Source organism: Pseudomonas sp. zfem001, from assembly GCF_032621725.1.
Classification (GTDB): Bacteria; Pseudomonadota; Gammaproteobacteria; order Pseudomonadales; family Pseudomonadaceae; genus Aquipseudomonas; species Aquipseudomonas sediminis.
In genome coordinates, this window is record NZ_JAVYJI010000002.1 from 180,864 (window position 1) to 205,501 (window position 24,638).

26 protein-coding genes are annotated in these 24,638 nt (G+C 62.2%); 9 read left to right on the forward strand and 17 right to left on the reverse strand.

Annotated elements, in window-relative coordinates; translation table 11 throughout:
• Positions 1-23 precede the first annotated feature (23 nt).
• The 3 genes from RTH74_RS08815 to RTH74_RS08825 are packed head-to-tail and all read left to right on the forward strand — an operon-like array spanning position 24 to position 3,180.
• Positions 24-1,433, forward strand: a complete 1,410-nt coding sequence (locus tag RTH74_RS08815; RefSeq protein WP_316914421.1) for a circularly permuted type 2 ATP-grasp protein — start codon at positions 24-26, stop codon at positions 1,431-1,433.
• Positions 1,434-1,435: 2 nt separating this feature from the next.
• Positions 1,436-2,386: an alpha-E domain-containing protein gene (locus RTH74_RS08820; RefSeq protein WP_061239121.1), complete on the forward strand. Its 951-nt coding sequence runs from the start codon at positions 1,436-1,438 to the stop codon at positions 2,384-2,386.
• Positions 2,383-3,180 (forward strand): transglutaminase family protein, encoded by a 798-nt coding sequence (locus RTH74_RS08825; RefSeq protein WP_099523693.1) that lies wholly within the window; start codon positions 2,383-2,385, stop codon positions 3,178-3,180. The genes RTH74_RS08820 and RTH74_RS08825 overlap by 4 nt, the downstream gene beginning before the upstream one ends.
• 133 nt (positions 3,181-3,313) lie before the next feature.
• Here RTH74_RS08825 and RTH74_RS08830 read toward each other — a convergent pair whose 3' ends face one another.
• A complete protein-coding gene (locus RTH74_RS08830; RefSeq protein ID WP_316914422.1) occupies positions 3,314-4,120 on the reverse strand; it encodes a cytochrome c in 807 nt (268 codons plus the stop codon).
• A complete protein-coding gene (locus RTH74_RS08835; protein WP_084340762.1) occupies positions 4,117-4,476 on the reverse strand; it encodes a rhodanese-like domain-containing protein in 360 nt (119 codons plus the stop codon). Before RTH74_RS08835 ends, RTH74_RS08830 begins: the two co-directional genes overlap by 4 nt.
• 94 nt (positions 4,477-4,570) lie before the next feature.
• Here RTH74_RS08835 and RTH74_RS08840 point away from each other — a divergent pair, with 94 nt between their 5' ends.
• The 3 genes from RTH74_RS08840 to RTH74_RS08850 all read left to right on the forward strand — a co-directional run bounded on the left by RTH74_RS08840 (position 4,571) and on the right by RTH74_RS08850 (position 9,416).
• Complete coding sequence (locus RTH74_RS08840; RefSeq protein ID WP_147809770.1) at positions 4,571-5,458, forward strand: AEC family transporter; 888 nt, start codon at positions 4,571-4,573, stop codon at positions 5,456-5,458.
• A 591-nt stretch (positions 5,459-6,049) separates the two neighbouring features.
• On the forward strand, positions 6,050-7,255 hold the full coding sequence (locus tag RTH74_RS08845; RefSeq protein WP_316914423.1) for an acetyl-CoA C-acetyltransferase: 1,206 nt from the start codon (positions 6,050-6,052) through the stop codon (positions 7,253-7,255).
• A gap of 16 nt (positions 7,256-7,271) precedes the next feature.
• Positions 7,272-9,416, forward strand: a complete 2,145-nt coding sequence (locus tag RTH74_RS08850) for a 3-hydroxyacyl-CoA dehydrogenase NAD-binding domain-containing protein (RefSeq protein WP_316914424.1) — start codon at positions 7,272-7,274, stop codon at positions 9,414-9,416.
• Positions 9,417-9,548: 132 nt separating this feature from the next.
• Here the strand turns inward: RTH74_RS08850 and RTH74_RS08855 are convergent, their stop codons facing one another.
• From RTH74_RS08855 to RTH74_RS08865, 3 genes are read right to left on the reverse strand one after another with little or no spacing between them, the layout of a single operon-like run.
• Positions 9,549-9,815: a PepSY domain-containing protein gene (locus RTH74_RS08855; RefSeq protein WP_316914425.1), complete on the reverse strand. Its 267-nt coding sequence runs from the start codon at positions 9,813-9,815 to the stop codon at positions 9,549-9,551.
• Between the two features lie 52 nt (positions 9,816-9,867).
• Positions 9,868-10,068: a type III secretion system co-regulatory protein PtrC gene (gene ptrC / locus RTH74_RS08860; RefSeq protein WP_003461392.1), complete on the reverse strand. Its 201-nt coding sequence runs from the start codon at positions 10,066-10,068 to the stop codon at positions 9,868-9,870.
• Positions 10,069-10,088: 20 nt separating this feature from the next.
• Positions 10,089-10,202, reverse strand: a complete 114-nt coding sequence (locus RTH74_RS08865) for a PA2485 family small membrane protein (RefSeq protein WP_279922230.1) — start codon at positions 10,200-10,202, stop codon at positions 10,089-10,091.
• A 297-nt stretch (positions 10,203-10,499) separates the two neighbouring features.
• Here RTH74_RS08865 and RTH74_RS08870 point away from each other — a divergent pair, with 297 nt between their 5' ends.
• Complete coding sequence (locus RTH74_RS08870; protein ID WP_099523709.1) at positions 10,500-11,225, forward strand: amidotransferase; 726 nt, start codon at positions 10,500-10,502, stop codon at positions 11,223-11,225.
• 43 nt (positions 11,226-11,268) lie between these two features.
• Here the strand turns inward: RTH74_RS08870 and RTH74_RS08875 are convergent, their stop codons facing one another.
• The 9 genes from RTH74_RS08875 to acnB all read right to left on the reverse strand — a co-directional run bounded on the left by RTH74_RS08875 (position 11,269) and on the right by acnB (position 20,571).
• On the reverse strand, positions 11,269-11,511 hold the full coding sequence (locus tag RTH74_RS08875) for a hypothetical protein (protein ID WP_316914426.1): 243 nt from the start codon (positions 11,509-11,511) through the stop codon (positions 11,269-11,271).
• A 10-nt stretch (positions 11,512-11,521) separates the two neighbouring features.
• On the reverse strand, positions 11,522-11,716 hold the full coding sequence (locus RTH74_RS08880) for a hypothetical protein (protein ID WP_099523711.1): 195 nt from the start codon (positions 11,714-11,716) through the stop codon (positions 11,522-11,524).
• A gap of 146 nt (positions 11,717-11,862) precedes the next feature.
• Positions 11,863-12,585 (reverse strand): 1-acylglycerol-3-phosphate O-acyltransferase, encoded by a 723-nt coding sequence (locus RTH74_RS08885; protein WP_125835360.1) that lies wholly within the window; start codon positions 12,583-12,585, stop codon positions 11,863-11,865.
• Positions 12,586-12,747: 162 nt separating this feature from the next.
• Entirely contained in the window at positions 12,748-13,977 is a 1,230-nt protein-coding gene (alaC, locus tag RTH74_RS08890; protein ID WP_316914427.1) for an alanine transaminase, read from the reverse strand.
• A gap of 133 nt (positions 13,978-14,110) precedes the next feature.
• Positions 14,111-15,460, reverse strand: a complete 1,350-nt coding sequence (locus RTH74_RS08895) for a pyridoxal-dependent decarboxylase (protein ID WP_316914428.1) — start codon at positions 15,458-15,460, stop codon at positions 14,111-14,113.
• 145 nt (positions 15,461-15,605) lie between these two features.
• Entirely contained in the window at positions 15,606-16,184 is a 579-nt protein-coding gene (locus tag RTH74_RS08900; protein WP_036999951.1) for an ANTAR domain-containing response regulator, read from the reverse strand.
• Between the two features lie 18 nt (positions 16,185-16,202).
• The gene (locus tag RTH74_RS08905; protein WP_316914429.1) at positions 16,203-17,414 is read right to left on the reverse strand and encodes a CmpA/NrtA family ABC transporter substrate-binding protein; all 1,212 of its coding nucleotides are present in this window, start codon (positions 17,412-17,414) and stop codon (positions 16,203-16,205) included.
• 189 nt (positions 17,415-17,603) lie between these two features.
• Complete coding sequence (locus RTH74_RS08910; protein WP_316914430.1) at positions 17,604-17,813, reverse strand: YgdI/YgdR family lipoprotein; 210 nt, start codon at positions 17,811-17,813, stop codon at positions 17,604-17,606.
• A 148-nt stretch (positions 17,814-17,961) separates the two neighbouring features.
• The gene (gene acnB, locus RTH74_RS08915) at positions 17,962-20,571 is read right to left on the reverse strand and encodes a bifunctional aconitate hydratase 2/2-methylisocitrate dehydratase (protein ID WP_125879350.1); all 2,610 of its coding nucleotides are present in this window, start codon (positions 20,569-20,571) and stop codon (positions 17,962-17,964) included.
• Between the two features lie 404 nt (positions 20,572-20,975).
• Here acnB and RTH74_RS08920 point away from each other — a divergent pair, with 404 nt between their 5' ends.
• On the forward strand, positions 20,976-21,452 hold the full coding sequence (locus RTH74_RS08920; RefSeq protein ID WP_099523725.1) for a DUF1289 domain-containing protein: 477 nt from the start codon (positions 20,976-20,978) through the stop codon (positions 21,450-21,452).
• A 79-nt stretch (positions 21,453-21,531) separates the two neighbouring features.
• Here the strand turns inward: RTH74_RS08920 and RTH74_RS08925 are convergent, their stop codons facing one another.
• Entirely contained in the window at positions 21,532-22,395 is an 864-nt protein-coding gene (locus tag RTH74_RS08925) for a universal stress protein (RefSeq protein WP_316914431.1), read from the reverse strand.
• A 157-nt stretch (positions 22,396-22,552) separates the two neighbouring features.
• On the opposite strand from RTH74_RS08925, the gene RTH74_RS08930 reads away from it, so the two are divergent.
• Positions 22,553-23,230 (forward strand): tRNA-(ms[2]io[6]A)-hydroxylase, encoded by a 678-nt coding sequence (locus tag RTH74_RS08930; protein ID WP_316914432.1) that lies wholly within the window; start codon positions 22,553-22,555, stop codon positions 23,228-23,230.
• 105 nt (positions 23,231-23,335) lie between these two features.
• Here RTH74_RS08930 and lpxH read toward each other — a convergent pair whose 3' ends face one another.
• Positions 23,336-24,055, reverse strand: coding sequence for a UDP-2,3-diacylglucosamine diphosphatase (gene lpxH / locus RTH74_RS08935; protein ID WP_316914433.1), 720 nt, complete (start codon positions 24,053-24,055; stop codon positions 23,336-23,338).
• Between the two features lie 4 nt (positions 24,056-24,059).
• Positions 24,060-24,557: a peptidylprolyl isomerase gene (locus RTH74_RS08940; RefSeq protein WP_316914434.1), complete on the reverse strand. Its 498-nt coding sequence runs from the start codon at positions 24,555-24,557 to the stop codon at positions 24,060-24,062.
• Positions 24,558-24,638 lie beyond the last annotated feature (81 nt).

Consider the following 24,638-nt stretch of genomic DNA (forward strand, 5'->3'; position numbering starts at 1 on the left):
GTCCGGGTGACAAGGAGTACGGCATGGCCCGCACCTTTTATGACGAGATGTACGACGCGAGCGGCGCTGTCCGCCCGCATTACCGCGAATTTGCCCGCTGGTTGGCAGAGACGCCGGACGATCTGCTGGCTCAGCGCCGACGAGAAGCCGACCTGTTGTTCCACCGCGCGGGTATCACCTTCACCCTCTACGGGGATGACCAGGGCACCGAGCGGCTGATCCCCTTCGACATCATTCCCCGCTCCATCCCCGCCAGCGAATGGCGTATCGTCGAGCGCGGCTGCATCCAGCGCGTGCAGGCGCTCAACCTGTTCCTCGCCGACCTTTACCACGACCAACGCATCATCAAGGCGGGGATCATTCCGGCCGAGCAGGTGCTGGCCAACGAGGGTTACCAGATGGCCATGCAGGGCCTCGACCTGCATCGCGACATCTACGCACACATCGCCGGGGTCGACCTAGTGCGTGACGGCGACGGCAGCTATTACGTGCTGGAAGACAACCTGCGCACGCCCAGCGGTGTGAGCTACATGCTCGAAGACCGCAAGATGATGATGCGCCTGTTCCCCGAGCTGTTCGCCGCGCAACGTGTGGCACCGGTGGATCACTACCCGAACCTGCTGCTCGATGCGCTGAAGAGCTCCAGCCCGCTGGACAACCCCACGGTCGTGGTATTGACCCCAGGGCGCTTCAACAGCGCCTACTTCGAACACGCTTTCCTCGCCCGCGAGATGGGCGTGGAGCTGGTGGAAGGCGCTGACCTGTTCGTCCGTGACGACAAGGTCTACATGCGCACCACCGCCGGTGCGCGCCAGGTGGACGTGATCTATCGCCGCCTTGACGACGCCTTCCTCGATCCACTGGCTTTCAACCCCGACTCGATGCTCGGTGTCGCAGGGCTGCTGTCGGCCTATCGCTCGCGCAACGTGGTGCTGGCCAACGCCATCGGCACCGGCGTGGCCGACGACAAGTCAGTCTACCCCTACGTCGGTGACATGATCCGCTTCTATCTGGACGAGGAGCCGATCCTCAAAAATGTGCCAACCTGGCAGTGCCGCAAATCGGAAGAACTGTCCCACGTGTTGGCCAATCTGTCCGAGCTGGTGGTCAAGGAAACCCAGGGCTCCGGCGGCTACGGCATGCTGGTCGGCCCGGCGGCTAGCAAGGCCGAGATCGAGAACTTCCGCGCGCGCCTGATCGCCAAGCCGGAGGCTTACATCGCTCAGCCGACGCTGTGCTTGTCGACCTGCCCGACCTTCGTTGAGCGTGGCATCGCACCGCGCCATATCGACCTGCGTCCGTTCGTTCTGACCGGCCGCGAAACCCGCCTGGTGCCTGGCGGTCTGACGCGTGTGGCACTGCGCGAAGGCTCGCTGGTGGTCAATTCGTCGCAAGGCGGCGGGACCAAGGACACCTGGGTGGTGGAGGACTGACCATGCTTTCGAGAACTGCCTCCGATCTGTACTGGATGTCGCGCTACCTGGAACGTGCCGAGAATCTCGCGCGCATGCTCGATGTCAGCTATTCGCTGTCGCTGATGCCGCAGGACGGCCGTGGCGATGGCCTCGACGAACTGGCGATGCCACTGCTGATCACCGGCACCCTGGACGATTACCTGGAGCGCCACGGCCCGTTGCACGCCGAGCGCATGCTGCACTTCTTCGCCCTCGATGCGAGCAACCCGGGCAGTATCTACTGCTGCCTGCAGGCTGCGCGCAGCAACGCCCATGCGGTGCGCGGCCGAATTACCGCCGATATGTGGGAGAACATCAACGCCAGCTGGCTGGAGATGCGCGGCATCGCCGAACAGGGCCTTGGCCGCTACGGCATCAGCCGCTTCTGCGAGTGGGTCAAGGAGCGTTCGCACCTGTTCCGTGGTGCCACCTTCGGCACCATCATGCGCGGTGAAGCCTACCGCTTCATCCGCCTGGGCACCTTCATCGAGCGCGCCGACAACACCCTGCGCCTGCTCGATGCGCGCTACGAAATGCTCGGCGAGGAGATCGACGAACTGGAGGAGCGCACCGCGCGCAGCTACTACCAATGGAGTGCGCTGCTGCGGGCGTTGTCCTCGTTCGAGGCCTTTGCCGAGAGCTATCGAGGCTCGCCCCGTACGCGCAAGGTCGCCGAACTGCTGCTGCTGCGTCCGGACGTGCCGCGCTCGCTGCGAGCCTGTATGGAAGAACTCAACCTGATGCTTGCGGGTCTACCGGGGGAGAACGGTCGACCGGCGCAGCGCCTGGCCGCCGAACTGGATGCGCGACTGCGCTATACCAGCATCGACGAAGTGCTCGACGAAGGCCTACATGCCTGGCTTACCGATTTCATCCTGCTGGTGCGCCAGCTGGGCAATACCATCCATACGTCCTACCTGGAGGTCGCATGAGACTCTCGATCAGCCATGACACCACCTACCGCTACGATGACCAGGTACGCGCCAGCATCCAGTACCTGCGCCTGACCCCGCATGACAGCGAGCGCCAGCAGGTACTCAGCTGGCAGCTTGATCTGCCGCGCCCGGTGCACGCCCAGCTCGACCCCTACGGCAACATTCTGCACGTGCTGACCCTGGACGAGCCGCACGAGTCCATCGTCATCGGCGCCCGCGGCCAGGTGGAGATCGACGAAACCTGCGAAGCCGAGCACGAGCGCCAGTCAGCGCTGCCGTTCTTGCGCTTCACCCGCCTGACTCAGGCCGATGAGGCCATTCGTGAGTTCGCCGCGCAGCAAAGCAAGGCGCGCGTGGATCGCACTGGCCTGATCGACCTGATGCATGCGCTTAATGCCCACATTGCCTATCAGCCCGGTACCACCGAAGTGGACACCAGTGCCGCTGAGGCCTTCGCCAGCCGCCGTGGCGTCTGCCAGGATCACACTCATGCCTTCCTCGCCTGCGCGCGCAGCCTGGGCGTGCCGGCGCGCTATGTGTCGGGCTACCTCTATACCGACGATGCCGAGCACCTGGCCAGCCACGCCTGGGCCGAGGCCTGGGTCGGTGATGCCTGGTACAGCTTCGACGTAACCAACTGCCTGGCGCGCCCGGAGCGACATCTGAAGCTGGCAGTCGGCCTGGATTACCTCGATGCCTGCCCGGTGCGTGGCATGCGCCGCGGTGGCGGTTGCGAGCAGATGCATGCGCAGGTGCAGGTGGCGCCACTGCTGCAGGTGCGTCAGCAGTGATGCGCCAATAGGCGCTGGTGACATAGGGGCGCCGCGCGCCCCAGACTGACGGCCTTTCGTAGGGTGCGCCATGCGCACCTCGGTTTACCCCGCCAAAATCCCGGTGCGCACGGCGCACCCTTCCCAAATCGTTCTACGGGCTCGTGTCGCTCTTGCGCTGTGCCATGTGCCGCAGGTAGGCGATCAAGCGCTGCAGTTCGGCAGGTGGCAGTACCTGCTCGCTGAAGCCGGGCATGCGTCCCTGCGGCCAGCGCCGCAAGCTCTGTGGGTCGCGGATGTACTGCTGTAGAAAATCGCCTGTGAAATATTCGGTCGGGTTGTGCGGAATGTTCAGGTCCGGGCCGAACTCGGAATCACCCGCGCCATTGAGGCGATGACAGGCCATGCAGTTCTTCTGGTAGACGGCGAAACCCGCCTGCACCTCAGCATTGGCATCCGTCGCCGGGAGCAGGGCAGGGAAGCGCTGTTCGACAGCGGCCAGCTGACGAATCCGGGCGACCTGAAAGGGCCACTGCTCGGGGCCGATCTGGCTGGCAGAAGGATCGGTCCAGACCAGGTAGAAAGGTCCTGCGCTGGGTTTGCCCTGTGCCAGCGGCGGCCAGGGGTGCTCGGGATCTTCGATGGCCAGCCAGGCTTTTGCTCCTTCCCTGGCCAAGAGAATCGAGGCTGGCAGTTCCGCGGCAAAACCGTCGAGGGCCACGGCCTGGAGATGGTCGCCGGGCTCGATACCCTCCAGCAGCGTACTGATCGGCACGGCGCGGTAGTGCATGGTGCGCTTGTAGCTGACGTCATCGATGATCTCGATATCGCGCGCTTGCGGGTGCTCGAGCAGTTCGCTGCTGCTCCAGGCGCGTCGGCCATCGTTGAGTTGCACCTCGAACTCGGCCGCCTGGGCCACGCCGCTCAGGATGACCAAAGTCAGCAGCAGGGCAGCTCTCATTCGCGATGCTCCAGCAGTGGTCGTAGTTCGTCATAAGCACCGGCGTTGATCACCTGGCTATAGCCCATTTCCTCGAGGCTTTGCTGGGCGATGGCGGAGCGGCGACCGCTGCGGCAGTAGAGCACCAGGGGGCGATCTTTGTCCGGGGCGACACTGGCGATCTGGGCGGCGATATCTTCATGGCCGATACGGATGGCGCCGGGCAGTGCACCTTCTGCGAACTCTTCGGCGCTACGCACGTCGATCAGCAGGCTGTCGCTGCGCTGCAAGGCGGAGATGGCGGCGGCCTGATCGATTTCACCGGCATGGGCAGTGAGCAGAGCGAACAGGCTGGTGAGCAGGAGAATCAGGCGCATGGCAGACCCCAGAGCGGATTGATAGGACCCGGCATCATTGCCCGAGCCTTTTGTGCAGTCTAGGATGCCTCGCTCGACGTGACGGGGGTAGTAGATGTTAGCCGAGTTGTTCGCCGTTCTGGCTCCGGTACTGATTGCGGCAGGCATCGGCTACGGCTGGGTGCGCAGCGGTCACCAGTACCCCACTGATTTCATCGCGCGCCTGGTGCTAAATGTCGGTACGCCTTGCCTGGTGCTGTCTACCCTGAGCCGAGCCGAACTGGATGTGGGGGCCTTCTCGCAGATGGCCCTGGCCTGCGTGCTGGTGACCTCATGCATGGGGCTGGTCGGCTGGCTGCTGAGTCGCCTGTTCGGCCTGGACTGGAAAGTGCTGGTACCGGCCTACCTGTTCCCGAACTCGGGCAACATGGGCCTGCCCATGGCCCTGTTCGCCTTCGGTGAGCCTGGCCTGGCATTGGCGGTAGCGTTTTTTCTGGTGCTGTCGGTGGGGCATTTCAGCATCGGCATGCTGCTCTCCGGAGCCGCGGCTTCAGTCAAGGGACTGTTGCTCAATCCGATCATGATCAGCCTGGCGCTGGTGTTGCCAGTGCTGTTTCTCGATGTTGAATTGCCGCGCTGGCTGGCCAATACCGTCGACCTGTTGGGCGGTATGACCATCCCGCTGATGCTGATCACGCTGGGTGTGTCACTGGCCAGTATCCGCGTGCAGCACCTGGGTAACGGCCTGGTGCTGGGATTGCTGCGCATTCTCTGTGGTGCGGCGCTGGGCTGGATCATCGGCTGGGCAATCGGTTTGCAGCCGTTGGCGCACGCCGTATTGGTGCTGCAGTCGTCGATGCCAGTGGCGGTGTTCAATTACCTGTTCGCGGTGCGCGCAGGCCGTTCACCTGAGCAAGTCGCCAGTCTGGTGCTGTGCTCGACACTGCTGGCCTTCGTGCTGATTCCACTGCTGCTGGCGTGGTGGATACCCGCACTGCGCTGAGCGCGCTACGGCGTCTGCGCAGTTGCGGGGACGGTGGGGATCAACTGACCAGACGGTTCAGATTGGGAAGGATCAGGATGACCGCTGTGGCGAAAAGGATGACGCCAGCCTGGCGGTATTTCGGCTGTTTGAACATGGCCGTATGCCTTTTGTTGTTATGGGTGTGGCGTCGAGCGCCTGCCGTACTGCCTGGTGGGTCGCTGCGTCACGCCTGGGCGTTGTTCTGACTCACCGCCCCGGCATGACCCGGCGGCGGCTCCCTGCGCCGCTTTGTGCACGGGCGCATGTGTAACTCTAGGGTTGGTGTCACAACTTCCTTAGATGACTTGGTTTCTAGCCGAAGCCTGTTAAAACGTTCGAGCTATGTGCGCCTTCGCAGGACATGCCGCAGGCCTTGAGACAGAGCGCTTGCTTGCTGGGGCCACTGCCAACCCGGCAACCGACCGTTCGTCTGAGCTCAGTGGTCAATGGCGCTGAGCGCTTCGGTCATTGAGCCACGGCGTCTCGGCGCTATGGTAAGCAGGCTCAATAAGAACAGGTGTGGCCGGAGCATGATGTTCCGCCAGCGCCGTAATAGTCTCCGAGGACGCCATGACCGAAGCATATATTTTCGACGCGGTGCGCACGCCCCGTGGCAAGGGCAAGAAGGACGGCGCGCTTTACAGCGTCAAGCCTGTTCAACTGGTTGCCGGCCTGCTGAACGCCCTGCAAGTGCGCAATGATCTGGACACCAGTCAGGTGGATGACATCGTTCTCGGTTGCGTGACGCCGGTGGGCGATCAGGGTGCCGATATCGCCAAGACCGCTGCCATGGTCGCGGACTGGGACGTCAGCGTGGCAGGTGTGCAGCTCAACCGTTTCTGTGCGTCTGGGTTGGAGGCGGTGAACCTGGGGGCGATGAAGGTGCGCTCCGGCTTCGAAGATCTGGTGGTGGTCGGAGGTGTGGAATCCATGTCGCGCATCCCCATGGGCTCCGACGGCGGTGCCTGGGTGATGGACCCGGAAACCAACATCCACAGCAATTTCGTGCCGCAGGGTATCGGCGCCGACCTGATCGCCACCCTCGAAGGCTTCAGCCGCGCCGATGTCGACGCCTTCGCCCTGCGTTCGCAGCAGAAGGCAGCGCGTGCCTGCGGCAATGGTTCGTTCGCCAAGTCGCTGGTGCCGGTCGCCGATCAGAATGGCATCGTGCTGCTCGATCATGACGAGTTCATTCGTGGCGATTCGACTCTGGAAGGCCTCGGCAAGCTCAAGCCGAGCTTCGAGATGATGGGGCAGATGGGCTTCGACTCCACCGCGCTGCGCGTCTACAGCCATGTCGAGCGTATCGAGCACGTGCACACGCCCGGCAACAGTTCGGGCATCGTCGATGGCGCGGCGCTGATGCTGATCGGCTCCGAGGCCAAGGGCAAGGAGCTGGGGCTGAAGCCACGCGCGCGCATCGTCGCGGCGGCAGTGACCAGCACTGACCCGACCATCATGCTCACCGGCCCAGCACCGGCCACGCGCAAGGCGCTGGCCAAGGCGGGGCTGTCCATCGACGACATCGACCTGTTCGAGGTCAACGAGGCCTTCGCCTCGGTGGTGATGAAGTTCATGAAGGACATGGGCGTGAGCGAGGACAAGGTCAACGTCAACGGTGGCTCCATCGCCATGGGCCATCCGCTCGGCGCCACTGGCTGCGCCATTCTCGGCACGCTGCTCGACGAGCTGGAAAAACGTCAGCTGCGCTACGGCCTGGCCACGCTCTGCGTCGGCGGCGGCATGGGTATCGCAACGATTATTGAAAGAGTTTGAGGCGGAGATAATAAAAATGACTGACGCCATCCGTTACGAAAAAGGTCAGGACAATATCGTCGTCCTGACCATAGACATGCCCGGCCAGAGCGCCAACACCATGAACGCGGTATACCGCGAAGCCATGGGCCAGATCGTCGACCGCCTGGAAGCGGAAAAGGATTCGCTTGCCGGGGTGATCGTCTCCTCGGCGAAGAAGACCTTCTTCGCCGGCGGTGACCTCAATGAGCTGATCAAGGTCACCAAGGCCGATGCCCAGGGCTTCTACGAGATGATCCTGAAGATCAAGGGCCAGCTACGCCGCCTGGAAACCCTCGGCAAGCCGGTGGTTGCCGCCATCAACGGTGCGGCGCTGGGTGGCGGCTGGGAAATTGCCCTGGCCTGTCATCACCGTATCGCCCTGAACGAAAGCCACGTGCAGCTCGGTTTGCCTGAAGTGACTCTCGGTCTGTTGCCGGGCGGCGGCGGGGTGGTGCGGATGGTGCGCATCCTGGGCCTGGAAAAGGCCCTGCCGTACCTGGCTGAAGGCAAGAAGGTGCGCCCGGACGCGGCGCTCAAGGCCGGCCTGATTCATGACCTGGCCAGTGATCGCGACGAGATGCTGAGCAAGGCCCGCGCCTGGATCGCCGCCAACCCGTCCGCCAAGCAGCCGTGGGACGTGCAGGGCTACAAGATTCCCGGCGGTACACCCAGCTCGCCCAACGTGGCGCAGATGCTGGCCATCGCCCCGAGCGTGTTGCGCGACAAGACCAAGGGCTGCTTCCCGGCGCCGGAGAAGATCATGTGCGCGGCCGTTGAGGGTGCGCAGGTCGATTTCGACACCGCGCAGATCATCGAAGCGCGCTACTTCACCGAGCTGACCACCGGCCAGGTGGCGAAGAACATGATCGGCACCTTCTGGTTCCAGCTCAACGAAATCAATGCTGGCGGCTCGCGCCCACAGGGCTATCCGAAAACCAAGACGAAGAAAGTCGGCGTGCTCGGCGCGGGCATGATGGGCGCCGGCATCGCCTATGTGTCGGCGGCAGCTGGTATCGAGGTGGTGCTCAAGGATGTGTCCGTCGAAGCGGCGGAGAAGGGCAAGAGCTATTCGACCAAGCTGCTCGACAAGAAAGTCGCCAAGGGCCACATGACGGCCGAGCAACGCGAGGCTTTCCTGGCGCTGATCAAGGCTACCGATAGCGAGGCGGATTTCGCCGGTTGCGACCTGATCATCGAAGCCGTATTCGAGGATCGTGCGCTCAAGGGCAAGGTCACCGCTGCCGCCGAAGCTGCTGCGCTGAGCGATGCGGTGATCGCCTCCAACACCTCGACGCTGCCTATCACCGGCCTGGCGGCTGCCGTGGCCAACCCGGAGAAATTCATCGGCCTGCACTTCTTCAGCCCGGTGGACAAGATGCCGCTGGTGGAAATCATCCGCGGTGAGCAGACCAGCGATGAAACGCTGGCGCGCGGCTTCGACTACGTCATGCAGATCAAGAAGACGCCTATCGTGGTCAACGACAGTCGCGGCTTCTTTACCTCACGGGTGTTCGGCACCTTCACCAACGAAGGCCTGGCCATGCTCGGTGAGGGCGTCAGCGCCGCGATGATCGAGAACGAGGCGCGCAAGGCCGGCATGCCGGTCGGCCCGCTGGCGATCAGCGACGAAGTGTCGATGAGCCTGATGAACCACATCCGCCAGCAGACCATCAAGGATCTGGCGGCCGAGGGCAAATCCATCCCAGAACACCCGGCCTTTGCGGTCATCGACCTCATGCTCAACGAGTACAAGCGTCCGGGCAAAGCGGCGGGCATGGGCTTCTACGACTACCCAGTAGGAGGCAAGAAGCACCTGTGGCCCGAGCTCAAGGCACGTTTCGAGAAGGCCGATGCGCAGATCTCGCAGGAGGACGTGCGCGACCGCATCCTGTTCATCCAGGCCATCGAGACGGTGCGCTGCGTGGAAGAGGGCGTCTTGAAGTCAGTGGCTGATGCCAATATCGGCTCGATCTTCGGTATCGGCTTCGCCGCCTGGACTGGTGGTGCGCTGCAGTTCATCAACCAGTACGGTGTGAAGGACTTCGTCGCGCGTGCGCAGTACCTGGCTGAGCAGTATGGCGAGCGTTTCCTGCCGCCTGCGCTGTTGCTGGAGAAGGCCGCCAAGGGTGAGACGTTCTAAACCTCCCATGTAGGGTGGCGCGGGGCCGCCCAGGCCATGCGCACTGCTTAAGTGGAGTGTCAGCGGTGCGCACGGCGCACCCTACGGATGCAGAAACGGCCCGAAAGGGCCGTTTCTCATTGGCTGGCTGAGTCAATCATCCAACTGGTCGCGAATCACTGCACCGCTCTTGCCGTCGATACGAAATTCGTGAATACGGCCATCCTGTTTCAGGCCTTCGCCTTCCCAGTAACCGTCATTGTCGGCTTCGATCTTGTGTAGCTCCGTGTAGCCAGCTGCGCGTGCCTTGCTCAGGGCCTCATCGATGCTGATCCAGTCACTGCCGGGGCGATCTGCTAGAGCGTTGCCAGCAAGCAACAGGCTGCCGGTGAACAGGGCGATCAGAGTGCGTGTTTGCATGGGCCAGTTCCTCGTTCCGTGAATGTCACGAGGAGTCTAGACCATCGCTTTCTCACGCCGCCTGGCACCAGCCCTGGCGGATGCACACGGCTTCGTGGATCGCCAGCATCTCGCTGTGGCGAGTCGGCATGCGCAGGGTCAACATGCTGCCATCATCGAGTTGCAGGGCGGCTTCGGTTTCGAACTGCAGGCTGCCATCTTGCAGGTGGGCGTAGGTGACGCCGTAGGCGTCCAGGCTGAGTTGGCTGTGCATGGCGGCTCTCCTGGGTTGTGTCAGCTCGGACGAACGTCACGGGCTGCGGCGGCAGCCTGCTCGGGACGAACCGGTGCGACGGTCTGGAAGGCGGAAGCGGCGGCGAAGCTGGCGAGTGCGGCGTAGATGCTCATGATCAATTTCCTTCTGTGCGATGAGGGCGACTGCCCGATGTGGCGATATTCGCTGCGGGCGTGCAATCACAGAAGTGAATGGCGTGCATGGTAACTATCGAAGCGGCTGATGAAGCGTCGCCACACACTGACAGAGTAAAGTTTCGTCAATTTTAATTGACGACTGTTCGCGGCATCGCACAGCGCCGATAATCGCGGATCTGCTTGAAAATCAGGGTTGGCTATTTATTTGTGCGAATTCATATGTTAAGAAAAACGCACAAATTACCCGCCCGCGTGTTCACCACAGGAAACCTCATGCCACTGCGTATCTGTATTCTGGAAACTGACATCCTCCGCCCTGAACTGGTCGACCAGTATCAGGGCTATGGCCGCATGTTCGAGCAGTTGTTCGCTCAGCAGCCGGTTGCGGCGGAGTTCAGTGTCTACAACGTGGTGGATGGGCATTACCCGCCCGATAGCGAGAAATTCGATGCCTATCTGGTGACGGGCAGCAAGGCTGACTCTTTCGGCAGCGACCCCTGGATTCAGACGCTCAAGGAGTATCTGCTCGAGCGCTACAAGCGCGGCGACAAGCTGCTGGGCATTTGCTTTGGTCACCAGCTACTGGCGTTGCTGCTCGGCGGCAAGGCTGAGCGTGCAGAGCAGGGCTGGGGCGTGGGCGTGCATAGTTATCGTCTGGCGGGCAAGCCCGAGTGGATGAGCCCAGAGCTAGATGAGCTGCAGTTGCTGATCAGCCATCAGGACCAAGTCACTCGCCTGCCGGAAAAGGCCACGCTGCTGGCTTCCAGCGACTTCTGCCCGATTGGTGCCTACCACATCGAGGATCAGGTGTTGTGCTTCCAGGGGCACCCGGAGTTCGTTCACGATTACTCGCGGGCGCTGCTTGAGTTGCGTCAGCAGCATCTTGGCGAGCAGATCTATCAGCAGGGCGTAGATAGCCTCAAACACTCGCAGCAGGGCAGTGCTGTGGCGGAGTGGATGATGCGTTTTGTCGCTCAGGGCAAACAAGCCAAGGCCTGAGACTGATATCGAGACATGAAAAAGCCCGGTTAGCCGGGCTTTTTCATGTCTGCTGAGTGAGCACGAAGTAAGGCGAGAGCCGTTCGCTTCTGTTCGGTGGCGGGCTGCTGCGTTGCCGCTTGAGGCTCTCGGCCAGGTCCAGGTGATGAGCCAGTTTGTGGCTGCATTCGATGTTGCGCGCCACGGCGCCAGCCGAGCCTTTGCCGATGCCACTGAGGGCCTGCAAGGTGGTCAGCAGCGACAGGCTGACGAGCACCAGCAGGCGGGTGCGGTGATTTTTGATCATGGCCGTTCACTCAACCTTGCGAGCGCGCACCGAGCAGGGCGGGCAGATGAGCGATCAGGCTCTGTAGTGGGCCTGCTTGTGCAAAGGTCGGAGTGCTTGGCTGGACGGCGGCGTAGCTCACGACCAGCACCGTCGAGGTGCTGATCAGGTACAGGCCGATGGCAGCGAGAGCGCCGTTGCGGGCGGCTTGAGAGAGGCGGGACATGTTCTGTGCTCCAGGTCAGGAGTTGGCGTGGGCACAGAATCGCCTAAGTCATTTCGATTGAATAATGGATGCGCGGCAGAGTAACTATCGATAGGTTTGATGACTGGCGCGAGCTACCTGCTCGCGATCGCGCCTCGCGTCAGGCCTCATGCCGAGGCCAGTTCCTTGTCCATGCTGCTGATGCATTCGCTCATGGCTTGCTGGCAGCGTTCGATCAGCGCGGGCATGTCATCCAGGCTCAGGCCGGCAGTGGGGATGGCCGGCAGCGAGCGAATCATGATGCGGCCGCTGTTCCAGCGATTCAGACGCATGGATTGGCTGTAGTTGCTCACGCACACCGGGATGATCGGTACGCCGGCCGCGATTGCCATCTGAAATGCTCCTTTCTTGAATGGGAGCAGACCGCGGCCGAGGTTGCGCGTACCTTCGGGGAACACCCAGATCGAGGTGTCGCGGTGACGCAGGGTTTCGGTGGTGGTGAGCATCGCGCGCTTGGCGGCGACGGCATTGCTGCGATCGATCAGCACGTTGCCGGCCAGCCAGTAGAGCTGACCGAAGAATGGCACCCACTTGAGACTCTTCTTGCCGATGCTCACGGTACGTTTCGGTACCACGCGGCCAAGCACGTAAAGATCGAAGTTGGACTGGTGGTTGGCGATGATCACGCAGGAACGCTGGTGCTCCAGCAGCGGGCGTACGTCGGTCTTCAGCTTCAGGCGCAGCAGGCACAGGGCGGGCAACGAATAAAGACGGGCGCAGAGGCGGCTGTTGTCCGGATTGAACGGGCGGCACAGGCCGAGCAGCAGGCCGAGCAGGCCGGCCAGGATGAAATGCACGCCCATCAACAGCATGCGCAAAACGAAGAGCATTGGGGAGAACCGTCAGGGAAGGGGCGCGCAGTGTACGGGCGTTCACTCTGCCGGGCAATTGCTCGAAACCCCCGCTTGGCGTGCGTAACGTCCTGAATTGTCGCAGAACTTGTCGGTTTCCATGCCCATGTGGAAAGGGCGCCTCACGGCGCCCTTCAATGCTTACTCGGTCTCTGCCTTGGCCGGCTTGCTTGGCAGCAAACCGTCGGCGCGAAACATTGCCTTGATGCCGCGCAGTGCCTGGCGGCTGCGGTCCTGGTTCTCGATCAGGGCGAAGCGCACATGGTCGTCGCCATAGTCGCCAAAACCCAGGCCGGGCGAGACGCAGACCTTGGCTTCTGCCAGCAGCTTCTTGGCGAACTCCAGCGAGCCAAGATGGGCATAGGCCTCGGGGATCTTGGCCCAGATGTACATCGAGGCCTTGGGCTTCTCCACCATCCAGCCGATCTCGTGCAGGCCCTTGACCAGCAGGTTGCGGCGTTGCCGGTACTGTTCGGCGATATCGCGCACGCACTGCTGGTCACCTTCCAGCGCGGCGATGGCCGCGACCTGCAGCGGGGTGAAGGTGCCATAGTCGTGGTAGCTCTTGATCCGCGCCAGGGCGCTGACCAGCTCCGGGTTGCCGACCATGAAACCGATCCGCCAGCCGGCCATGTTGTAGCTCTTGGACAGGGTGAAGAACTCCACCGCGATGTCCTTGGCGCCCGGTACCTGCATGATCGACGGCGCTTTCCAGCCGTCGTAGACGATGTCGGCGTAGGCCAGGTCGTGCACCACCAGTACGTCGTACTGTTTGGCCAGGGTGACTACGCGCTCGAAGAAGTCCAGCTCCACGCACTGGGCGGTGGGGTTGGAGGGGAAGCCGAGGATCATCATCTTCGGCTTGGGAATCGACTCGCGAATCGCCCGTTCCAGCTCGGCGAAGAAGTCCACGCCCGGCACCAGCGGTACGGAGCGCACCTGAGCACCGGCGATTACCGCGCCGTAGATGTGGATCGGGTAGCTGGGGTTGGGCACCAGCACGGTATCGCCATGGTCCAGGGTGGCCAGCATCAGGTGAGCCAGGCCTTCCTTGGAGCCGATGGTGACGATGGCTTCGCTTTCCGGGTCGATCTCCACGTCGTAGCGGTCCTTGTACCAGCGCGAGATGGCACGGCGCAGGCGAGGAATACCGCGGGAGGTGGAGTATCCGTGGGTGTCTTCACGCTGGGCGACCTGCACGAGCTTTTCGACGATGTGCGGCGGAGTCGCACCGTCGGGGTTGCCCATGGAGAAGTCGATGATGTCTTCACCGCGACGGCGTGCGGCCATCTTCAGTTCGGCGGTGATGTTGAAGACGTAGGGGGGTAGACGATCGATGCGCGCAAAGCGGCGCTTGGCGTTGTCAGCCATGATTTCCTCGGATACGTAAGCGCCCGGAACCGTCCGAGCGACGTTGGCCACTGCGGTGGCCGGCGCTAAAGATAAGGGCTGCCGAACTGCGCTGTCCAGCGCAGTTGCGGGCTAAAACAGCGAATCAGTCGCTTCAGCTCAACTCATCTTTCAAGCGCAGCAGCAAGGCACCCAGTGCCTCCACATCGGCGTCTTCGGTGCGCCAGGAGCAGAGGCTCAGGCGAAAGGCGGGGCGGCCCTGCCAGACGGTCGGGCCGAACCAGACTTCGCCAGATGCCTGGGCTGCTTGGCGAATGGCGATGGTCTGTTCGTCCGTATCGCCACGCACCAATACCTGGTTCAGCACAACCCGGTTCAGTACCTGATAGCCGGCGTTGCGTAATGTGCTGGCCAGTTCTTCAGCCTGGCGGATATGGCGGTTGATCATCGCTTGCAGGCCGGTGCGGCCCAGGTTGGCCAGAGCCGCCCAGATGGCGATGCCACGGGCGCGACGAGAGAACTCCAGTGTCAGGTTCTTCTGCGCATCCTTGCTCGCCGAGGCGTAGGCAGCATCGCTGTTCATCGCGGCGGCCAGTGCATCGGCGTCACGGCAGATCGCCATGGCACTGTCGTAAGGGGTGTTCAGCCACTTGTGTCCATCGGTCGTCCAGCTATCTGCCAGCTCGACGCCCTCAAGCAAATGCGCTGAGGATGAGGCTCGCGCCCATAGGCCGAATGCGCCATCGACATGCACCCAGGCGTTAGCCTCGCGGGCGATGGCAATCAGTTCGGCAAAACGGTCGAACTCGCCGGTGTTGACCTCGCCAGCCTGCAATATCAATAGCGTGCGTTCATCCAGCTCAGGCAGTCGGGCCGGGTCTATACGCCCGTACTGGTCCACTGGCGCATAGTGCAGGTGGTTCATGCCGAAGCCGAGCACGCGCAGCGCTTTCTTCACCGTGATGTGTGCCGTTTCTGCGAGTACGACGCGGATCTGCGGTGCGCCGAATAATCCGTCACCATCGAAATCCCAGCCCTGGCGTGCCAGCAGTACACGCCGTGCGGCAGAAATACAGGCCAGGGTGCAGGCGGTCGCACTGGTGCCAAACCCCACGGCGCTCTGATCCGGTAGCCCCAGTGCTTGGCAGACCCAGCGTCCGGCAATCTTCTCCAGCCGATCAGCGACTGGCGAATTGTCGAAGGACGAGGCGCATTGATCCCAGGCCAGTACCAGGCGTTCCGCAGCTGCTGCCACCGGCAGTGTCGCGCCGATGACGAAACCGAAGTAACGCGCGGCATTACTCGCCACGGTGGCCGGTGAGCCAATTTCGTCGAGCTGGCAGAGTACCTGATCGGCAGCATGGCCTTGCTCTGGCAGGGACTGGTCGAAGGTGGCCAGGGCGGCGATGGCTGAGGCGTCGGGGAAGACCCGGCGCGTGGGAATGCCGTCCAGGTAGGCCAGGGCGCGGCGGTCGGCTTCGGCCAGCAGGTCGTGTTCGGTCATGAGGGAATCCTCGGCTAGGGACTGTCTACCCTAGCCGAGCCCTGCAGAACGCGGCATACACAGGCGCCGACGAAGGCGGCTGCAACAGTTGCCCGAGTGATACAGTCCGTACCGATACAGTGAACTGTTTCAGCGGTACAGTTGCTCAGCCGCCGAGCATGTCGTGCATCGCAATGATCTGCTCGGCCACCTGGATCAGCTTCTGCTGGCGGCTCATGGCCTGGCGCCGCATCAGGGTGTAGGCCTCTTCCTCGTTGCAGCTCTTCATCTTCATCAGCAGCCCCTTGGCCAGCTCTACGCGCTTGCGTTCGGCCAGCTGTGCGTCGCGCGCCTGCAACTGTGCACGCAGCGCCTGATCGCTCTCGAAGCGGGCCATGGCGACGTCGAGGATCGGCTGCAGGCGCTGGGCGTGAATGCCTTCGACGATATAGGCACTGACGCCGCTCTGGATCGCCTGGCGCATCACGCCGGGGTCGTGCTCGTCGGTGAACATCACGATCGGGCGGGGCTGGTCGCGGCTGACCAGTACCACCTGTTCCATCACGTCGCGGCCGGGTGATTCGGTGTCGATCAGGATGACGTCAGGGCGCACCGCCTCGACCCGCTCAGGCAGGTCGATGGTCAGGCCGGATTCGTCGATCACCTCGAAACCCGCTTCGATCAGGGCGCATTTCAGGCGGCCGACCTTTTTCGGGGTGTCGTTGATCAGAAGGATACGCAGCATCGGACGCTCTCCCGGTAATTACAGGGCGACAGCCGGGCTGTCGGCCAGGGCATGGAGGCGGAAGCTGAGCGCGTAGGCGGCCGGGTCGCTGCCGTCCCAGCACGTGCCGTCCTGCAGGATGGAGCTGCGCATTTCGCCCGGCACCGGTATGCCCAGCGTCGACGCGGCCTCGCGGTACAGGGCCAGTTGTTGGACCTGGCGGGCCACGCCCAGGTAGTCGGGATCGCTACGCAGCAGGCCCCAGCGGCGGAACTGGGTCATGAACCACATGGCGTCGGACAGATAGGGATGGTTGACCAGCCCGCCGGCATGAAAGCGCAGCGGATGCTCGTCCTGCCAGGCATGGCCGAGGCCGTCCTGATAGTGGCCGAGAAAACGCGGGGTGATCGCCGAAACCGGTGCGTTGACGTATTCGCTACCGCTGAGCAGCAGGGCGGTGCTGCGTTTGTTTTCTTCGCTCTCATCGATGAAGCGTGCAGCGTCGAGCACCGCCATGATCAGGGCTCGGGCGGTATTGGGGTTCTGCTCGGCGAAGGCGCGGGTACAGCCCAGCACCTTTTCCGGGTGATCCGGCCAGATCGCCTGAATGGTGGTGACGGTGCAGCCGAGCTGTTCATCGACGGCCTTGGCGGTCCAAGGTTCGCCAACGCAGAAACCGTCGATGCGCTTGGCTTCCAGATGTTCGACCATCTGCGGCGGCGGCACCACCACGCTGTCGACGTCGCGCAGCGGGTGGATGCCCTGGCTGGCCAGCCAGTAGTAAAGCCACATGGCGTGGGTGCCGGTGGGAAAGGTCTGGGCGAATGTCAGTCGTGCTTCATGTTGGTGCACGTATTGCCGTAGTGCTTCGCCGCTGGTCACGCCTGCGCTTTGCAACGTGTGCGAGAGGTTGATGCTTTGGCCGTTCTGGTTCAATCCCATAAGCACGGCCATGTCGGTAGCCGCTGCGCCACCAAGGCCCAGCTGTACGCCGTAGATCAGTCCGTAGAGGCTATGAGCAGCATCCAGCTCGCCGCTGAGCAGCTTGTCGCGCAAGCTGGCCCAGGACGCCTGGCGTTGTAGCCTCAGGCTCAGCCCGTACTTCTCGGCGAAGCCCTGAGTGGCGGCGACTATCACCGAGGCCGAATCGCTCAGCGCCATGAAGCCGATGTTCAGCATGCTCTTCTCCGGGGCATCGCTACCCCAGGCCCAGGCCAGGGCATCGTCGCGCGGAGTGTCGTGTTCGCTCATGCTGCTTCCTTACCTTCACGCAAAAACATTGATTCATGGGTGGCTGCCCATAAAAAAGCGTCGTACCAGATCCAGGCGCGAAAGCTCCGGGATTCGATACGACGCCGTTGTCGATCAAGCCGTTTCCGCCATTGGAAGGGCCTTTTGCAGTGAGATGAAGCAAGGCATATGCCAGTGCGCGTTCAGACCTCAGCGCTCGAGCATCTGCTTGACGCTGCTTTGTGGAATCTGCTGCTTGCGACCCTCGCTGTCAGTGAATTCGAGCATGCCGGTGTCCTTGTCCAGTTCCGGCTTGCCATCGCTGGTGAGCATCTGGCCATCGGCGGTGGTGATGATGTATTCGCTGGCGCAGCCGGCCAGTCCAAACAGGCATAGGGCGATGATGATCCATGGCTTCATGATGGGCTCCTGAATGGTTCTTGGGTGAACTCCCCATTTCAGAAGGTAGACGGTGGCGCATCGGCTGCAAGTCGGGGGCGGAAAAAGGTCCTTTGGCTTAGATATAAAAAAGCCCCGCACTAGGCGGGGCTTTTTTACTGCGCTTTGATCAGGCCTGAACGACCGGGATCTTGGCGCTCGCCGCTGCTTCGCGGAACTCGGCGATCTGGTCGAAGCTGAGGTAGCGGTAAACGTCGGCAGCCATGCTGTCGATGTTCTTCGCGTACTCCATGTACTCCTCGACGGTCGGCAGCTTGCCCAGGATGGACGCGACAGCGGCCAGCTCGGCGGAAGCCAGGTACACGTTGGCACCATCACCCAGACGGTTCGGGAAGTTACGCGTCGAGGTCGATACCACGGTGGAGTTCGCCGCCACACGTGCCTGGTTACCCATGCACAGCGAGCAACCCGGCATTTCCATGCGGGCACCGGCCTTGCCGTAGATGCCGTAGTAGCCTTCTTCGGTCAGCTGGTGAGCGTCCATCTTGGTCGGCGGCGACAGCCACAGACGGGTCGGGATGGAACCCTTGACCTTGTCCAGCAGCTTGCCGGCAGCGCGGAAGTGGCCGATGTTGGTCATGCACGAACCGATGAACACTTCGTCGATCTTCTCGCCCTGAACGGTCGACAGCAGACGCGCGTCGTCCGGGTCGTTCGGCGCGCAGAGCACAGGCTCCTTGACGTCGGCCAGGTCGATTTCGATGATTTCGGCGTATTCGGCGTCCTTGTCGGCGCTGAGCAGGACCGGGTTGGCCAGCCATGCTTCCATCGCTTGGGCGCGACGCTCCATGGTGCGTGCATCGCCGTAGCCTTCGCTGATCATCCAGCGCAGCAGGGTGATGTTCGACTTCAGGTACTCGGCAATGGCTTTTTCCGGCAGCTTGATGGTGCAACCTGCAGCGGAACGCTCGGCAGAGGCGTCGGACAGTTCGAACGCTTGCTCAACGGTCAGTTCGTCCAGGCCTTCGATTTCCAGGATGCGGCCGGAGAAGGCGTTGATCTTGCCTTTCTTCTCGACGGTCAGCAGGCCCTTCTGGATGGCGTAGTAAGGGATGGCGTGTACCAGGTCACGCAGGGTGATGCCCGGTTGCAGCTTGCCCTTGAAGCGCACCAGCACCGACTCCGGCATATCCAGCGGCATGACGCCAGTGGCAGCGGCGAAGGCGACCAGGCCGGAACCGGCCGGGAAGGAGATGCCGATCGGGAAGCGGGTGTGCGAGTCACCACCGGTACCGACAGTGTCCGGCAGCAGCATGCGGTTCAGCCAGCTGTGGATGATGCCGTCGCCCGGACGCAGGGACACGCCGCCACGGGTGCGGATGAAATCCGGCAGGGTGTGGTGGGTGGTGACGTCGATCGGCTTCGGATAGGCCGCAGTGTGGCAGAAGGACTGCATCACCAGATCAGCGGAGAAGCCCAGGCACGCCAGGTCTTTCAGCTCGTCGCGGGTCATCGGGCCAGTGGTGTCCTGGGAGCCGACGGTGGTCATTTTCGGTTCGCAGTAGGTGCCCGGACGGACGCCTTTGCCTTCCGGCAGGCCGCAGGCCTTGCCGACCATTTTCTGAGCCAGGGTGTAGCCCTTGCCAGTGTCGACCGGTGCTTCCGGCAGTTTGAACAGGTCGGTTGGGCCCAGGCCCAGCTCGGCGCGCGCTTTCTCGGTCAGGCCGCGGCCGACGATCAGCGGGATGCGGCCGCCAGCGCGAACTTCGTCGAGCAGTACCGGGGTCTTCAGTTCAAAGGTGGTGATGACTTCGTCGGTACCGTGCTTGCAGACTTTGCCAGCGTGCGGGTACAGGTCGATCACGTCGCCCATGTTGATGTTCGACACATCGAATTCGATCGGCAGGGCGCCGGCGTCTTCCATGGTGTTGTAGAAGATCGGAGCGATCTTGGAACCGAAGCAGAAGCCGCCGCCGCGCTTGTTCGGCACGTACGGGATGTCGTCGCCGAAGAACCACAGCACCGAGTTGGTGGCGGATTTACGCGAGGAACCGGTACCGACCACGTCACCGACGTAGGCGATCGGGAAGCCTTCGCCGCGCATTTGCTCGATCTGCTTCATCGGGCCAATGGAGCCTTGCACGTCCGGCACGATGCCGTCACGGGCCATTTTCAGCATGGCCAGGGCGTGCAGCGGGATGTCAGGGCGCGACCAGGCGTCCGGGGCAGGGGACAGGTCGTCGGTGTTGGTTTCGCCAGTGACCTTGAACACGCGCAGGCTGATCTTGTCGGCCAGGGTCGGGCGCTTCTTGAACCACTCGCCATCAGCCCAGGACTGCAGCACGGCTTTCGCGTGAGCGTTGCCGGCTTTGGCTTTTTCAGCCACGTCGTGGAAGGCGTCGAACATCAGCAGGGTGTGCTTGAGCTGTTCTGCGGCAACGGCGGCCAGTTCGGCGTCGTCCAGCAACTCGACCATAGTGGCGATGTTGTAGCCGCCCTGCATGGTGCCCAGCAGCTCGACAGCGCGTTGCTTGCTGATCAGCGGGGAAGTGGCTTCGCCCTTGGCGATGGCAGAGAGGAAACCAGCCTTGACGTAGGCGGCTTCATCGACGCCTGGCGGTACGCGGTTGGTGATCAGGTCTACGAGGAATTCTTCTTCGCCAGCCGGCGGGTTTTTCAGCAGCTCGACCAGGCCTGCGGTTTGTTCGGCGTTCAGCGGCTGGGGCACGATACCCTGAGCGGCACGCTCTGCTACGTGTTTGCGATAGGCTTCAAGCACAGTTATTACCCTCATCAGTGGTCCCAAAGGGTTGTCCGGGACGCGATCCAGATACTCATGAACCAGGCGCTTTTCGACTTTATGAGCCGAGCAGCCGAGGTTTCATGAGTCTCTTGTAGAAGCTGCTTTCAAAGTTTTACGCCGGCAGGACGGTTTCTGATGAGGGCTGACGCAGACGCTCGGGGGGACTCCAAGTGGCTGCGCCGCCATCGTACCTGCAGGATCGACTGTGCTCGTGACGCTTTGAAAACAGCTTCCAACGGACATTGGCGCCATAAAAGGCGGGCCGATTCTAATGGAAAGCGCGAATAAAGTTAAGTCGATGTCCCCGTATCGGCAGGGGTGATCTGGATTAGACAAAGGGCTAAGATGCCAGGCCGTTTTGCTGTTTATGTTGTTTCGCCATGTCCAATCAGCGCATCAAGACGCCCTGCGTGGGGCTGTGCTCAACCGTTTACGGCGATGTCGTGTGCCGCGGTTGCAAGCGCTTCCATCATGAGGTGATCAACTGGAACAGCTACAACGACGACGAGAAGCGCGCCGTCTGGACGCGTCTGGAAGTGCTGCTGGTGCAGGTGATGGCGGGCAAGGTCGAGGTATTCGATGAGCAGCGTCTACGTAGTCAGCTGGAACAGCGGCAGATTCGTTTTGTGCCGCAACAGTCGCCTTACTGCTGGGCCTATCAGCTGATCGCACGTGGTGCGCGGATGATCAATCAGCTGGAGGCATACGGCATGGTCGTACTGCCTGAATTCCGCAATTGGGCGTTGCCTGAATTGCGTGACGCCATCGATCGCGAATTCTTCCTGCTCTCTGAAGCGCACTACGAGCGTTACATCGCGCCGAAATTCCTCCGCGAAGGACTGGAAGTCCGCGTGTAAGCGGTGCAGTGTGCGCACCGCTTCCGGGATGGCTTCAGTGCCCTGGCAAGCCGCTGGTGCGCACGGCGCACCCTGCGTCCTAGCGTTGCGCCACCAGTTCTTCGAGGTGAGCGATGATTTCGTCCGGCTTGAGCACCAGCACGTCACTTTCCAGTGTGTCGAGTATGACTTCGGCGGTGTTGCCGATCAGTGCGCCGGAAAGGCCGGTGCGCGCCACGGTGCCGATCACCGTGACAGCCGCATCGAGCTGGTGGGCCACTTGCGGAATTACCACGTCGGCTGGGCCTTCAAGCACATGCAGGCGCTCGTCGCTGATGTCATATTCGGCCTGGAAACTGCGGCATTGCTCGCGGTAGCGGGCCTCGATGGTTTCCTTGAGCTGAAAGGTCGGATCGGAAGCCGACAGCATCGGGGTCGGATGCGCGGTGGTCACGTGCAGCGTGCCCTTGGCCAGGCCAGCGATATCGTAACCATGGCTGATGATGCCGGCATGCAGGGTGCGGTGCTCGCCATCGGCGTTACCGACGTCCACGGCAGCGAGGATGTTGCCGCCGGTCCAGGGGCGTTCGGTCTTGACCATCAGCACCGGGCCTGGGCAATAGCGCAGCAATTTCCAGTCTTCCGGGGTGAGCAGGGCCTTTTTCAGCGGGTTGTCCGGCAGATGTTGCTTGATCACCAATCCGCAGCCTTCAGCCTGCTGCACGGCGATGATGGTCTGGTGCGGGTTGTCATGCCAGGACTGCTGGGTGGAAACGCTGAAACCTTCTTCGCCGAGACTGCTGCTGAGATCGCCAAGCCAGGCGTTGTGGTCGCCTTTCTTGTCGCACACCAGCAGGTGCAGGTGCGACTGGGTGACTCCCGCTATCAGTTTTGCCCGCTTCAGCGCGAGGCCTTCGGGGTGCTGGGGTTCCATCACCACCAGAATGCTACGGATCGCTTGCATGGTCGTCTCCCTTAGAGTGAACAGCGCTTATCCAACTATAGGTGCGTCATTACCAGCCGCTTCTTGACCTGTATCAACGGCGTGCTGGTCGTCCGGTCTGCCACTCGTATAATGGCCCGCCATTTCCAACCTCGCCAGCACCGAGAGCGCTTCAAATATGATGTCAAATACCCAGCATGTTCCGAGTAATGGTGAGGAACCTGTCACGATCCTGCAGGAAATTCTCGAGTTTCTCGGTGGTGTCGCCACCCCCGACGCCTGGCTGGACGAGGCCTTGCGCCAGCAGGAGATCCTTCTGCTCGACCACCGCAACCTGGAATACAAGGCAGCACAGACGGCGCTGAGCCTGATGGGGCGCTACCTGACCAAGACCGAATTGACCGCGAGAATGTCGCGTTTGGCTCGTGAGGAGCTGGTGCACTTCGAGCAGGTGAGCAAGATCATTCGTGGGCGCGGTATCGAGGTTCGCCATGTGTCCGCCTCTCGCTATGCCGCCGGGTTGCGGGCATTGCTGCGTGGTGGCGAAGTGGAGCGGTTGGTGGATGTGCTGGTGGTCGGCGCATTCATCGAAGCGCGCTCCTGCGAGCGCTTTGCCGCGCTTGTACCGCGTCTGGATGCTGAACTTGCCAAGTTCTACGCCGGATTGCTGGAGAGCGAAGGGCGCCACTACCGTGGGTATCTCAAGCTCGCCTACCTGTATGGCGATGCGGCCGATGTGGACGCGCGTATCGAGGTGGTGCGGGCGGTGGAGCGGGACCTGATCACCACGCCGGATGAGCAGTTCCGTTTCCATAGCGGTGTGCCTGCAGACAGCAGCCGCGAAGCGGCCGTCTGATGACCCTCTCCCATTTATGGGAGACGACTGCATGGATGCAGGAGGTAGGGCGACGCAGGACGCCAAAGCCGAGGGTGCCCGAAGGGTGGGAGAGGGGGCAGAGCCCTATAGCTCGAACGGCGCCTGATTGAAGCCCTGTTCATCGACCTGCAATGCCCAGCCCTGGCTATCCCAGTCCCCCAGCACGATGCGCCGTGCCGGTTGGCCGTTCACCTCCAGCTCATGCACCGCCGGCCTATGAGTGTGACCATGGATCAGCGTACGTACGCCGTATTCGTCCATCACCTTGACCACCTCCTCGGGCGTGACATCGACGATATCGCTGGCCTTCATCCGTGTCTGCGCGCGGCTTTCGTTGCGCAGCTTGCGCGCCAGCTTCTGTCGGGTGCTGAGCGGCAGGTTGCGCAGAATCAGCAGTGACAGCGGGTTGCGCAGCCAGCGGCGCAGTTTCATGTAGCCGACATCGAGGGTGCACAGGCTGTCGCCATGCATAAGCAGCACGGGCTCGCCGCCTATCTGCACTCTGTGCGGGTCGCTCAGCAGGATGCAGCCCGCCTCGCGGCAGAACGCCTTGCCGATAAGGAAGTCGCGATTGCCATGCATCAGGTAGATGCGCGTACCGGCATCACTCAGCTCGCGCAGGGCGCGGGCGATCTTGTGCTGGAAGGGCGTCATGCCGTCGTCGCCGATCCAGACTTCGAAGAAGTCGCCGAGGATGTACAACGCCTCGGCCTGACGTGCACGGGTGGCGAGAAAAAGCAGAAACGCCCGGGTCATGTCCGGGCGTTTCTCTTCGAGATGCAGATCGGAGATCAGCAGGATCATCGACTTACTCGGCTACGACTTCGGCCTTCTCGATGATTACGTCGTCCACCGGTACATCCTGGTGGCCGGCTTTCATGGTGGTGGCCACGCCTTTGATCTTCTCTACCACGTCCATGCCTTCTACCACTTCACCGAATACAGCGTAGCCCCAGCCCTGAACGGTCGGCGCGCTGTGGTTGAGGAAGGCGTTGTCGGCAACGTTGATGAAGAACTGCGCGCTGGCCGAGTGCGGCTCCATGGTGCGGGCCATGGCGATGGTGCCGACCTTGTTGGCCACGCCGTTGTTGGCTTCGTTCTGGATCGGTGCGCGGGTCGGTTTCTGCTTCATGCCTGGCTCGAAACCGCCGCCCTGGATCATGAAATTGCCGATCACGCGGTGGAAAACGGTGCCGTCGTAATGACCTTCCTTCACGTATTGCTCGAAGTTGGCCACGGTTTCCGGGGCCTTGTCGGCGAACAGGTTCAGGGTGATGACGCCGTGGTTGGTGTGCAGTTTGATCATGATCGTATCCGTGAAGAGGCAGGTTCGAGCCGATGGCTCGGGGGTGAACAGCGCTTGTCAGGGTGGTATGCACCCTGTCAG

What these genes read in the sequence shown, in the direction of transcription:
- RTH74_RS08815 (WP_316914421.1), top strand. Translation starts at nt 24, where the DNA reads ATGGCCCGCACCTTTTATGACGAGATGTACGACGCGAGCGGCGCTGTC.
- RTH74_RS08820 (WP_061239121.1), top strand. Translation starts at nt 1,436, where the DNA reads ATGCTTTCGAGAACTGCCTCCGATCTGTACTGGATGTCGCGCTACCTG.
- RTH74_RS08825 (WP_099523693.1), top strand. Translation starts at nt 2,383, where the DNA reads ATGAGACTCTCGATCAGCCATGACACCACCTACCGCTACGATGACCAG.
- RTH74_RS08830 (WP_316914422.1), bottom strand. Translation starts at nt 4,120, where the DNA reads ATGAGAGCTGCCCTGCTGCTGACTTTGGTCATCCTGAGCGGCGTGGCC.
- RTH74_RS08835 (WP_084340762.1), bottom strand. Translation starts at nt 4,476, where the DNA reads ATGCGCCTGATTCTCCTGCTCACCAGCCTGTTCGCTCTGCTCACTGCC.
- RTH74_RS08840 (WP_147809770.1), top strand. Translation starts at nt 4,571, where the DNA reads ATGTTAGCCGAGTTGTTCGCCGTTCTGGCTCCGGTACTGATTGCGGCA.
- RTH74_RS08845 (WP_316914423.1), top strand. Translation starts at nt 6,050, where the DNA reads ATGACCGAAGCATATATTTTCGACGCGGTGCGCACGCCCCGTGGCAAG.
- RTH74_RS08850 (WP_316914424.1), top strand. Translation starts at nt 7,272, where the DNA reads ATGACTGACGCCATCCGTTACGAAAAAGGTCAGGACAATATCGTCGTC.
- RTH74_RS08855 (WP_316914425.1), bottom strand. Translation starts at nt 9,815, where the DNA reads ATGCAAACACGCACTCTGATCGCCCTGTTCACCGGCAGCCTGTTGCTT.
- ptrC (WP_003461392.1), bottom strand. Translation starts at nt 10,068, where the DNA reads ATGCACAGCCAACTCAGCCTGGACGCCTACGGCGTCACCTACGCCCAC.
- RTH74_RS08865 (WP_279922230.1), bottom strand. Translation starts at nt 10,202, where the DNA reads ATGAGCATCTACGCCGCACTCGCCAGCTTCGCCGCCGCTTCCGCCTTC.
- RTH74_RS08870 (WP_099523709.1), top strand. Translation starts at nt 10,500, where the DNA reads ATGCCACTGCGTATCTGTATTCTGGAAACTGACATCCTCCGCCCTGAA.
- RTH74_RS08875 (WP_316914426.1), bottom strand. Translation starts at nt 11,511, where the DNA reads ATGATCAAAAATCACCGCACCCGCCTGCTGGTGCTCGTCAGCCTGTCG.
- RTH74_RS08880 (WP_099523711.1), bottom strand. Translation starts at nt 11,716, where the DNA reads ATGTCCCGCCTCTCTCAAGCCGCCCGCAACGGCGCTCTCGCTGCCATC.
- RTH74_RS08885 (WP_125835360.1), bottom strand. Translation starts at nt 12,585, where the DNA reads ATGCTCTTCGTTTTGCGCATGCTGTTGATGGGCGTGCATTTCATCCTG.
- alaC (WP_316914427.1), bottom strand. Translation starts at nt 13,977, where the DNA reads ATGGCTGACAACGCCAAGCGCCGCTTTGCGCGCATCGATCGTCTACCC.
- RTH74_RS08895 (WP_316914428.1), bottom strand. Translation starts at nt 15,460, where the DNA reads ATGACCGAACACGACCTGCTGGCCGAAGCCGACCGCCGCGCCCTGGCC.
- RTH74_RS08900 (WP_036999951.1), bottom strand. Translation starts at nt 16,184, where the DNA reads ATGCTGCGTATCCTTCTGATCAACGACACCCCGAAAAAGGTCGGCCGC.
- RTH74_RS08905 (WP_316914429.1), bottom strand. Translation starts at nt 17,414, where the DNA reads ATGAGCGAACACGACACTCCGCGCGACGATGCCCTGGCCTGGGCCTGG.
- RTH74_RS08910 (WP_316914430.1), bottom strand. Translation starts at nt 17,813, where the DNA reads ATGAAGCCATGGATCATCATCGCCCTATGCCTGTTTGGACTGGCCGGC.
- RTH74_RS08920 (WP_099523725.1), top strand. Translation starts at nt 20,976, where the DNA reads ATGTCCAATCAGCGCATCAAGACGCCCTGCGTGGGGCTGTGCTCAACC.
- RTH74_RS08925 (WP_316914431.1), bottom strand. Translation starts at nt 22,395, where the DNA reads ATGCAAGCGATCCGTAGCATTCTGGTGGTGATGGAACCCCAGCACCCC.
- RTH74_RS08930 (WP_316914432.1), top strand. Translation starts at nt 22,553, where the DNA reads ATGATGTCAAATACCCAGCATGTTCCGAGTAATGGTGAGGAACCTGTC.
- lpxH (WP_316914433.1), bottom strand. Translation starts at nt 24,055, where the DNA reads ATGATCCTGCTGATCTCCGATCTGCATCTCGAAGAGAAACGCCCGGAC.
- RTH74_RS08940 (WP_316914434.1), bottom strand. Translation starts at nt 24,557, where the DNA reads ATGATCAAACTGCACACCAACCACGGCGTCATCACCCTGAACCTGTTC.